This is a genomic window from Aminobacter sp. P4_D5 (assembly GCF_056401815.1).
The window spans coordinates 1-871 of sequence record NZ_JBFUIP010000508.1; the positions used below are offsets into that span (position 1 = coordinate 1).

General features: G+C 68.4%; 2 protein-coding genes and 1 pseudogene. 2 read left to right on the forward strand and 1 reads right to left on the reverse strand.

Translation table 11 applies throughout. The features are described 5' to 3' along the window. A pseudogene (locus tag AC1DWF_RS33120) lies at positions 1 to 200 on the reverse strand (D-aminoacylase); the annotation flags it as partial. 136 nt (positions 201 to 336) lie between these two features. Between AC1DWF_RS33120 and AC1DWF_RS33125 the strand changes: the two are divergent. After that, positions 337 to 480, forward strand: a complete 144-nt coding sequence (locus tag AC1DWF_RS33125) for a hypothetical protein (RefSeq protein WP_476842742.1) — start codon at positions 337 to 339, stop codon at positions 478 to 480. Between the two features lie 66 nt (positions 481 to 546). Continuing rightward, positions 547 to 871 (forward strand): TRAP transporter substrate-binding protein DctP (gene dctP, locus AC1DWF_RS33130; protein WP_476842743.1); only part of this gene is annotated, 325 nt, incomplete at its 3' end.

Here is an 871-nt window from a genome sequence, read left to right on the forward strand (position 1 = left end):
TCATGGGTGTGGGCGTCGATGAAGCCGGGCGCGAGAGCCTTGCCGTTGGCCTGGATCTCCGTCTGCCCGGCGACGCTGCCGAGGTCGCCCACGGCCACGATCCGGTCGCCCTCCACGGCCACGTCACCGCGGAAACGGGGCGCGCCCGTTCCATCGAACACGGTGGCGTCGCGGATGACGAGGTCGCAGCGCAGAGTCATGGGTTTCTCCTCAAGGGCCGGGGATGATGCCCGAGGCCGGGCCCGTGCGCCATCGGGCGTCCAGATACCACCGTGGATTGCATCCGGTGCCCGGCATGCCCTATCGGTGGCGGCAAGAATTCCCGGAGGAAACCGCATGTCCATGTTCCGCCGCACGGCCCTCGCCGCCGGTCTCGCCGGCCTGATGGCTGCCCCGGCCTTCGCGCAGACCCCGCTCACCATCCAGCACCCGCTGCCGACCAATAGCCACTACGGCGTCGGCGCCGCCGCCTTCAAGTAGACGCTGGAGCGGGCGACCAACAACCGCTTCCGCGTCACCGTCCAGCGCAACGACAACGAGCGCGAGATGGTCGAAAGCGCGCAGATCGGCACGATCGACTGCACCCTCACCTCCACCGGCCCCGTCGGCAACTTCGTGCCGGCCGTGCGCAACGTGGACGTGCCCTTCCTTTTCCGCGACTACGACCATGCCCGCGGCGTGCTGGACAGCGAGATCGGCCAGTCGATTCTGGCCCAGTTCAACGCCCGTGGCCTGGTCGGTGTGATCTGGCTGGAGAATGGCTTCCGCCACCTCACCAACAGCCGCCGCGAGGTGAACCTGCCGGCCGACATGCGCGGGCTGAAGGTTCGCACCATGGAGAACCAGGTGCACATGCGCGCCTTCTCCACGC